This is a genomic window from Candidatus Nitrosopumilus salarius BD31, from assembly GCF_000242875.2.
In the GTDB taxonomy this organism is placed as follows: domain Archaea; phylum Thermoproteota; class Nitrososphaeria; order Nitrososphaerales; family Nitrosopumilaceae; genus Nitrosopumilus; species Nitrosopumilus salarius.
On the sequence record NZ_AEXL02000102.1, the window covers coordinates 1 to 8,811 of the forward strand.

Genomic DNA, 8,811 nt, shown 5'->3' on the forward strand with positions numbered 1-8,811 from the left:
TCAGACAAAAGAACATCTTTTAGCTCTTCAAACACTTGGAATTCAACAAATTGTTGTTGTTCAAAACAAAGTTGACCTACTCTCTTATGATGAAGCTCTTACAAATTATCAAGATATTACAAAATTTGTGAAAGGAACTTATGCTGCAAAGGCACCGATAATTCCAATATCTGCACAATCTGGATTAAACATCGATGCATTGATTGGTGCAATAGAATCAACAATCAAAACTCCTGACAGAGATGAAAAAGCGGATACAGTAATGCATGTTTTACGTTCTTTTGATGTGAATAAACCCGGAATAAAATTAAAAGACATTAAGGGTGGTGTAATTGGTGGAAGTCTAACCCAAGGGATTTTTAATGTTGGTGACGAAATTGAGATAAAGCCAGGTATCATGAATGAGAAAAAAAAGTCATATGAACCATTACTGACAGAAATTACATCATTAGGAACTGCTGCCGGAATTGTAGAATCTGTAAAGCCTGGCGGTCTAGTGGCTATTGGAACAAAATTAGATCCATCTATGACTAGAAGTGATTCCTTTATTGGCTCAGTTATTGGCAAACCTGGAACGCTACCTGAAAATTCTATAGAGTTAAAATTGGAAGTGAGTCTTTTTGATTCTGCAGTAGGCGCTACTGAGGATATTAAAGTTCAACCAATTCAATCAGGAGAATTACTTCGACTAAACATTGGAACTGCACCAATACTAGGTAAGGTTACCAAAGTAAAATCAAAAAATATAGAAATTGAACTTAGAAGACCTGCCTGTATCTTTGAAGGAGGTAATGTAGCAATTAGCAGAAGAATTGCTGAAAGATGGAGACTTATTGGTGCAGGAATAGTTGGTTGAAGTACTCTGTGATACAAATTTCCTTATTCATCTAGCAACTAGAAGAATCAAAAATATCAATAATTTGGATGTAGAAATAGGTCCAATTACTTTTGTTGTACCTCAAGTTGTAAAAAATGAATTATCAAAATTAGCAAATAATCCAGAAAAAAAACAAGATGTTCAATCCACTCTAAATTATATAAAAAATTTTAAAACAATCCCTATTCTTGGTACATTTGCAGATAAAGAATTACTAGATTATGTTTCATCTAACAGAGTAATTGTTGCCACCATGGATAAAGAATTAAAAAAACAGATCAAAGAAAATGGCAGTTCAGTAATGTCATTTTCAAATGATAAGATAGTTTTAGAATCTTAGAAATCTTTAACTTTAAGTGACTAGTAATTTTTAATGTGGATTCTTTATCTCTAGAAAGTTCAGCATTTGAAAATAGAGGAGTAATTCCTAGACAATATGGTTATAAAAATGGAAATAACAGTCCTCCTCTAAAAATTAAGGGAATTCCAGAAGACACAAAATCATTGGCTTTGATCATGGATGATCCAGATGCAATGGGAGCTGTTGGAAAAATATGGGTTCATTGGATTTTATGGAATATTTCTCCAAACACCAAAGAAATTACTGAAAACATCATACCTGTAGATTCACTTGAAGGCGTAACTGATTTTGGTGAAATTGGTTATGGTGGTCCCGCCCCACCTGATAAAGAACACACTTACGTTTTCAAATTGTATGCTTTAGATACGCATCTTTCTCTAAACAAAGGAGCAACTAAAGCAGATATTGAAAAATCCATGAAAAATCATATTATATCTGAAACAAAACTTGAAGGAAGATATGCTCCATAATCTTTGCTCTGAAGAAAGATATCAAACTTTTTCATAAAGAGTAATAAACAGATCTAAATGATGAAAAATGTTGAATTCAAATTCTAGCTTACTTTCAATTGGAAAATTCGAATTAAAATTTAAACATCTTTTAATCATAGGAATTCTCTCATTATCTTTTTCAATTTCATTTTTAATTAGATCACAGCCAGCAGGGTTTGGTTGGGAATTAAATGAGTTTGATCCTTTCTTTAACTATAGGGCAACCCAATACATTGTTGATAACGGAATTAATGCATATTTTGAATGGAATGATGATCTGAGTTGGTATCCTATTGGAAGAGATGTCTCAGAAACTTCTCAAGTTATGTTGCATTTAACAGCAGCTGTAACTTATTGGATGTTTGGTGGTGGTGGAAATCTTTATGATTTTACAATTTTGTTTCCAGTAGTTTTTGGTTCTTTAACTGCTATTGTTATATTTGCTCTAGTTCGGATAATTGGAGGAACCACTGCAGGCCTATTTGCATCATTACTGTATTCAATTTCACTACCTATTATTATTCGAGGTCAAATTGGTTGGTTCAAATCTGAACCGCTTGGCTTGTTTTTTGGTACTTTGGCAATTTATCTATTTTTGAGTGGAATCAAATCAAAAAATAATAAAATTGCAATTGGCAAACTTATTTTTGCTGGCATCTTCTTTATCTTCAGTCTATCTGCTTGGGGCGGAGACCAATTTTTCATTGTTCCTATAGGGATTTTTTTACTTACATTGCCTTTCTTACGAACAGATCATAAATTTTTGATGTGGGCTATCCCACTTTTCACCTCTTCTTCAATTTTCACGTCACTTGCATTTGAAAGATTGGGGACACATTTTATCATGGGTTTGGGGGGTTTATCGTTAATTATACCTACAATTTTTCTAATAATTTGTATAATTATACAGAAAAAGAGTAAAGAAAATACTAAAAATAGAAATGGCTTATTTTTTCTGGCAGCAATCCTGATAATCGGTTCAACTTTTCTTATGATAAATGCAGAAGCAAATTTTATTCCTCTTCCATCTCACAGATATCTAAATGCAATTAATCCATTTTTAACAACTACTGATCCACTTGTAGATTCAGTTTCTGAACATGCAACCACTACCATTGCACAATCATTTCTCTTTCATTCGATATTGATGATATTTGCAGGTTTAGGTATTTGGTTAATTCTAAAAAATTCTAAAAAATCTACTCTAATAAAAAATGACATGATATCTTTTTCATTAATACTCGGGTTAACCGGAGTTTACGTAAGTTCTGCATTTGTTAGATTAGAAGTATTTGCATCATTTTCAATCATTATCCTATCTTCCTTAGGATTGTCATTGTTAACAAAAGAAATTTTCGTTCATAAAACAGAAATTAATAAATTAAAAAATATTGCTATAAAGTCACCTTTTGTTATTGGTTTAATTATTTTATTGGCTCTCCCACTTATTTTTCCTGCTCAAGGTAATACGCTTTCTGTTACCAATAACCCCCCCACTATTCTAAACGGTGGAAGTGCATATCAGATAAGTACAACAGATTGGAACGATTCCCTGGCGTGGATTAAGAACAATACTCCTAAAGACTCAGTTATTGCTGCTTGGTGGGACTATGGATATTGGATTCAAACCAAAGCAGACAGAGCTACACTAGCTGATAATTCTACTGTTCACACTAGTAGAATTCAAAATATTGCCAAAATGTTACTTAACACTCTTGACAATGCCTGGAATTCCCTTAATGAAATGCAGTCTGATTATGTCCTTATTTTTGTAGCCGGTCAAAGATTAACTGTTGATAACAATGGTTCTGAACCGCTTTATGTCTTATCAGGGGGCGGAGATGAATCAAAGAAACAATGGTTTATGAGAATAGCTGATGAACCCTTAGCTAAATACCTCTATTCAGATGGAATTAGTGGAACTGATTATTTTTGGAATGAGACATTATTGGGTCAAATGATCCCATTTACTCCATTGGCATATGTGAATTTTCAAACTGATCAACAATCTGCAACGTACCAACCAGGATTTACTGCAGTATATTCCAAAGATATCAAATTTCCTGCAGATGGAAACGGTCCGTTGAGATTGGTATATTCATCACCTAGTTTTGATGTTGAGAAAGGCGGCCAAGTAATTGGTGTGTTTATTTATGAAGTAAACAAAGATTATGTTCCATTGAATTAAATTTCTAATTGTATCTCTCAGCTAATCTATATCGCATATATTTATCATCTGGTGAAAATTTTGCAGGATGTACTGATATTGTTTCTTCTCCACATTTTGGGCATTTTTCTTTTAAAGTATAATGATTACACTTTGAACATTTTCTTAATAGGAATCTCATTTTAATTATCTCTTGTTTTCTTTGATTCTTCTCTAGTAAATTTGAATGATCCTTTCTTCTTTTCTATATTAGTTTGAATTTCCTCAATAATTGGTTTTAATGATTTTTCAGCAGATTTAAAATCCTCTGAAGTAATCGAGAGTCTGTATTTTGGAGCGCCCAAGTATGTGATGTCTATTGTAGGATCTTTTTTCAGCACATCGAGTAATGCTTTTTTAATTATTTCAACTCCATCTGATTTTTCACTTGTGATTTCCATAATTCCCCTGATTTCAACTGATGGTAGTTTTATTTTTGAACAAATTTCTTCAATTACTGATGCCGTTTTCTTTGCAAGTTTTAGTTCTTTTACAGATTCAATACCATTTCTTCCAATCTCTATGAATGCATCATAAACTGAATCAAATTTTGAATAGATACTGTCTTCTAATTTTTCTACCTCTTCATCTGTTAATTTTGCTTTTTCTTGGACATTTTGTAAAATTGTTTTTCCTTTTTCATACTTTTTAACTTCCTTCAGCTTTTGTTTTTTCTGATCTTTTGATACTTGTTTTAGTGATAAGTCAATATCACCTCGTTGAGTATTCACTTTCTTTACTAACAGAACTTTTTTCTCACCATCTCTTACAAATCTGCTTACAGATCTAATCCAACCTGGAGCAATTTCTGATATGTGTAAAAATCCTTGAATACCGCCATATTCGTCTAGTGTGACATATGCCCCATGGTCCATAACCTTTGTAACCGTGGCTAGAACAATCTCTCCTTGTTCAGGCATTTCTTGAATTTCAGTAGACATTTCTTCTAAAACTTATTCATGCGTAAATTAATGTTGCTGGTTAGAAATCAATTCCCTTCTTAGCTTTGATGCCTTGCTGAAATGGATGTTTAATTTCTTTCATTTCTGTAACTAGATCAGCTATTTCTATGACTTTGTCTTTGGCATAGTTTCCTGTTAACACTAAATCCATTTTTTGTGGCTTTGATTTGATTATGTTTAGAACATCATCTACTGAAATCAATCCAAGATTCACTGCATAATTGATTTCATCTAAAATAACTATGTCGTATTTTCCTGATTGAATTTTTTCATTACTAATTCTGACTGCTTCTTTTGCAATTTTTTCATGATCTTCTTTAGGGCTTTTATCATCAATAATACCGACAAATCCTTTGCCTATTGCAACCATTTCAAATTCAGGTTCAAGTCTTTTAGAAGAATCCATTTCACCATAGTGCCATGAACCTTTGATGAATTGAATCATACAAGTTTTTTTCCCATAACCTGTTGCTCGTAATACAATTCCCAACGCTGCAGTTGTTTTACCTTTACCTTTTCCTGTATAAACAATGGTTAACCCCTCTTTTTCCATAAATCATATTCAAAGAATCTTGGTAAAAACATTGGGTATTTTCAAAAATATATCAATTTAAATAAAAAATGATTCTAGTCATGCAAATTGCAAATTCCTAGAGTTGTAGTAACTGGTGTTACAAGTGGAGTTGGAAAGACATCCATTACATGTTCTATAATTTATGCATTACAAAAACGAGGTTACTCAGTACAGCCGTTTAAGGTTGGCCCTGATTATATTGATCCAAGTTATCTTTCAAGTATTTCAAAATCTGATACATACAACCTGGATGTTTGGCTAATGGGAAAAAATCATGTTTTGAATAGTTTTGTTTCAAATTCAAAATCAAACGTATCTGTAATTGAAGGTGTGATGGGTTACTATGATGGCTTTGGTGGTGATTCAAATTATGCTAGTACTCATCATGTAGCTTCAATCACGAAATCTCCTGTACTATTAATTTTAGATGCAAGTAAAACATCTCGTTCTATTGCAGCAACTGCGCTTGGATTTCAAAAATTTCATAGAAATTCACGAATTGCTGGTATAATTCTTAATAAAATAGGCAGCAAAAAACATGAACTTTTGTGTAAATCTGCATTAGAAAAAACTAAAATTCCGATAATTGGAATTATTCCAAAAAATCCTACTCTAAATTTAGAATCGCGTCATTTGGGTTTAATTTCAACATTAGATAAAGAAGCTCTGAAAATACAAATTGAAAAACTATCAAAATTAATTTCAAAATCACTTGACATTGATCAAATTATAAAAATTATGAAAAACCCAATTCCTTTGCCAAAAAAATCAAAATCTATAGACAAAAAAACAAAAACCACAATTGCAGTTGCCCTTGATACTTCATTTAATTTCTATTATCAAGATAATCTTGAATCATTACGTCGCGAAGGAGCAAATCTAAAATTCTTTAGTCCTGTTAATGACAAAAAAATACCAAAATGTGATGGACTCTATATTGGAGGCGGCTTTCCTGAAGTTTTAGGTAATTTACTTGAAAAAAACAGTATTATGAAAAAAACAATTAAAAAATTGGCTGAAGATAATCTTCCAATTTATGCAGAATGTGGCGGACTGATGTATCTTACAAAATCTATTGTTTCAGATGAAAAAAAACACAAAATGGTTGGTTTATTTGATGCTGAAACTAGGATGACAAAAAAAATGAGACTAAATTATACCAAGGGGAAGATCACTCTGAAAAATATTATCTCAGAAAAATTACATAATTTTCAAGGTCATGAATTTCATTATTCACAATTAGATTCAGTTTCATCTGATTCAAAATTTGTATACAATTTAGAGATTGGTGAGGGAATAAAAAAACATCAAGATGGGCTGTTTGAATATAACACTCTTGCTTCATACGGTCATCTCTATTTTGATAGTTCAAATTATGCCCAAGTTTTTGTTAAGAACTGTGTAAACTATTCAAGAAGCTGATTCTGCTCTAATAAGCTTGAAGATTGCATTGATTATAGCAGAAGCAGATGAGCTACCTCCCTTTCTACCAATATTTGTTATAAATGGCGCACCTTCTAACTTTGATAATTCTTCTTTTGATTCAGCAGCACAGATGAATCCAACTGGAATTCCAATTATTAATGCAGGTTTGGCAACACCTTCTTTTACCATCTGAATTACTTCTTGGAGGGCAGTTGGGGCATTACCGATGGCCACTATGCCTCCATCTATATCTGATTTAGCTATTCTCATAGATACCTGGGAACGAGTTTTACCTTCTTTTTTTGCCAATTCCATTATTTCTGGATTTGAAATATTACAGATTATGTTATTTTTAAAATCTTTAGGATTTTGTTTATTCAATCCTCCAATTACTCCATTAACATCTACTATTATGCTACAACCGTTTCTCAATGCATTCATGCCACTTTCAATTGCATCTTTGTGAAAAATTATTTTATTTTTACCTGCAAAATCAAAATCTGCTGTTGAATGAATTACTCTTCTGACAATTGGCCATTCTTTTTCATTATAATCATGTTTACCAATTTCATCTTCAATCATTTGCATACTTGCATCTTCAATTGATTGACCTTTTTCAGTTTGCATTTTCTACCTCTTTTGCTCTCTCTAATATCAAATCTATCATTTTCTGATCTGTTCCTAAATGTTTTGTAATGAAAGTTTCTTTAATGTTGGAATTTTTCAATGCTGGTATCAAATCATTATTAATATCAGTTTTTACATGTGCTCCTTCATGAAGAAAATAAAAAACAATTACTAATACTTTAGGATTATCTTTTTCACATTTTTTTACCCCTTCAAAAATATCTGGTTGTTCTATCTCTAACCAACACCTACTTACATTTCTGTATGATTCATTTAATCCATTAACAATATAGTTTAACGACATTTGTGCATTAGGATCTTTACTTCCATGCCCAATTATCATTACATCTACATCTTTTTTTGGAAGAGTTATCTGATTTTCTTGTAATGTTGTGGATATTCTATTTTCAACAATGTCTATCAAAGTTTTGTGCATGCTCATGGGTTTAGTTACAACAAATTTCACATCTGTATCTTTTTGGAATTTCATCACCTCAGTGACTGCATTTTTTACTTTTTTACCTGGATACAAAAAATAAGGAACTATGGTCAAAGAATCAATATCTTGTTTAAGGCATTTAGTAATTCCATCTTCGATATATGGTGGTTCAACCTCTAGAAAACAGAAATCAACAAACTCATAATTGCCTTTTGCATGAATTCCTTTGCAAATAGTCTCTAATTCTTCAGAAGCCTCTCTTTCTCTACTTCCTCTGTCAATTAATAATAATCCTTGTTTCAACTCAAAATCCTCGCTATTGCTATAGTCAAATTTGGTGGGAATTTCTGCTTTTCTACAATTAATTTCCCTCCAGAAACCTTGATAGCTGCAGCTTCAGATACACTTGCAGTTCCTTCAAACTCTCTTACAGTTTCTGATGGATTTGGGGCAGAAATCTCAGCTAAATCTTCTCTGTTAACATATTCTACAGGAATTCCCATTTCCTCTCCAAGATCTATTAGTCCTTGTACATCTTGTGGTTTTTTTATTGAAACAAGCTTTGCAATAGACTTTGAACTTAGCTTAAATTTTTCTAAACAAAATTCAAGTCCCTCTTTGATTGTTTCTTTTGTAGTATCCCAATGTAATCCGATACCCACCACTAAGCTTGGAGGCCGATATATTACAGACTCTTTAGATAACTCATCATCAATTATTTTATCAGAAATTATGAGATGTGCCTTAGAATTTGATTTTTTTAAATCTTGTAAATTTTCATAAATTGAAACATTTTTTGGCAATTCTTTATACCAATTTTTCTGACCAACATCTTGAAAAATACCTATT

At 31.9% G+C, this 8,811-nt stretch carries 11 protein-coding genes; 5 read left to right on the forward strand and 6 right to left on the reverse strand.

Annotation, left to right across the window (positions count from 1 at the left end; genetic code table 11):
• From BD31_RS05905 to BD31_RS05920, 4 genes are all read left to right on the forward strand, one after another.
• Nucleotides 1-856, forward strand: an 856-nt coding sequence (locus tag BD31_RS05905) for a translation initiation factor IF-2 subunit gamma (RefSeq protein ID WP_008299911.1), incomplete at its 5' end; no start/stop codon positions are given.
• Nucleotides 849-1,217: a type II toxin-antitoxin system VapC family toxin gene (locus BD31_RS05910; protein ID WP_008299904.1), complete on the forward strand. Its 369-nt coding sequence runs from the start codon at nt 849-851 to the stop codon at nt 1,215-1,217. The genes BD31_RS05905 and BD31_RS05910, both read left to right, overlap by 8 nt.
• 35 nt (nt 1,218-1,252) lie before the next feature.
• A complete protein-coding gene (locus BD31_RS05915; RefSeq protein ID WP_008299899.1) occupies nt 1,253-1,708 on the forward strand; it encodes a YbhB/YbcL family Raf kinase inhibitor-like protein in 456 nt (151 codons plus the stop codon).
• Between the two features lie 70 nt (nt 1,709-1,778).
• Nucleotides 1,779-3,917: an STT3 domain-containing protein gene (locus tag BD31_RS05920; protein WP_008299916.1), complete on the forward strand. Its 2,139-nt coding sequence runs from the start codon at nt 1,779-1,781 to the stop codon at nt 3,915-3,917.
• 4 nt (nt 3,918-3,921) lie between these two features.
• On the opposite strand, the gene BD31_RS05925 is transcribed toward BD31_RS05920, so the two are convergent.
• The 3 genes from BD31_RS05925 to cobO are packed head-to-tail and all read right to left on the reverse strand — an operon-like array spanning nt 3,922 to nt 5,450.
• A complete protein-coding gene (locus tag BD31_RS05925; RefSeq protein ID WP_008299896.1) occupies nt 3,922-4,077 on the reverse strand; it encodes an RNA-protein complex protein Nop10 in 156 nt (51 codons plus the stop codon).
• Between the two features lies 1 nt (nt 4,078).
• On the reverse strand, nt 4,079-4,876 hold the full coding sequence (locus BD31_RS05930; protein WP_008299914.1) for a translation initiation factor IF-2 subunit alpha: 798 nt from the start codon (nt 4,874-4,876) through the stop codon (nt 4,079-4,081).
• A 40-nt stretch (nt 4,877-4,916) separates the two neighbouring features.
• Complete coding sequence (gene cobO, locus BD31_RS05935; protein ID WP_008299902.1) at nt 4,917-5,450, reverse strand: cob(I)yrinic acid a,c-diamide adenosyltransferase; 534 nt, start codon at nt 5,448-5,450, stop codon at nt 4,917-4,919.
• Nucleotides 5,451-5,537: 87 nt separating this feature from the next.
• Here cobO and BD31_RS05940 point away from each other — a divergent pair, with 87 nt between their 5' ends.
• On the forward strand, nt 5,538-6,893 hold the full coding sequence (locus BD31_RS05940) for a cobyrinic acid a,c-diamide synthase CobB (protein ID WP_008299893.1): 1,356 nt from the start codon (nt 5,538-5,540) through the stop codon (nt 6,891-6,893).
• Here BD31_RS05940 and BD31_RS05945 read toward each other — a convergent pair.
• From BD31_RS05945 to BD31_RS05955, 3 genes are all read right to left on the reverse strand, one after another.
• Nucleotides 6,882-7,523, reverse strand: coding sequence for a precorrin-8X methylmutase (locus BD31_RS05945; RefSeq protein ID WP_008299909.1), 642 nt, complete (start codon nt 7,521-7,523; stop codon nt 6,882-6,884). The two genes, BD31_RS05940 and BD31_RS05945, sit on opposite strands and share 12 nt — an antisense overlap.
• Nucleotides 7,513-8,265: a sirohydrochlorin chelatase gene (locus BD31_RS05950; RefSeq protein WP_008299905.1), complete on the reverse strand. Its 753-nt coding sequence runs from the start codon at nt 8,263-8,265 to the stop codon at nt 7,513-7,515. The genes BD31_RS05945 and BD31_RS05950 overlap by 11 nt, the downstream gene beginning before the upstream one ends.
• Nucleotides 8,262-8,811: cobalamin biosynthesis protein (locus BD31_RS05955; RefSeq protein WP_008299907.1), on the reverse strand; the 550-nt coding region annotated here is incomplete at its 5' end. The genes BD31_RS05955 and BD31_RS05950, both read right to left, overlap by 4 nt.

Bases quoted from the DNA above. Each gene is read 5' to 3' on its own strand.
- BD31_RS05925 (WP_008299896.1), bottom strand. From the start codon at position 4,077: ATGAGATTCCTATTAAGAAAATGTTCAAAGTGTAATCATTATACTTTA.
- BD31_RS05930 (WP_008299914.1), bottom strand. From the start codon at position 4,876: ATGTCTACTGAAATTCAAGAAATGCCTGAACAAGGAGAGATTGTTCTA.
- cobO (WP_008299902.1), bottom strand. From the start codon at position 5,450: ATGGAAAAAGAGGGGTTAACCATTGTTTATACAGGAAAAGGTAAAGGT.
- BD31_RS05945 (WP_008299909.1), bottom strand. From the start codon at position 7,523: ATGCAAACTGAAAAAGGTCAATCAATTGAAGATGCAAGTATGCAAATG.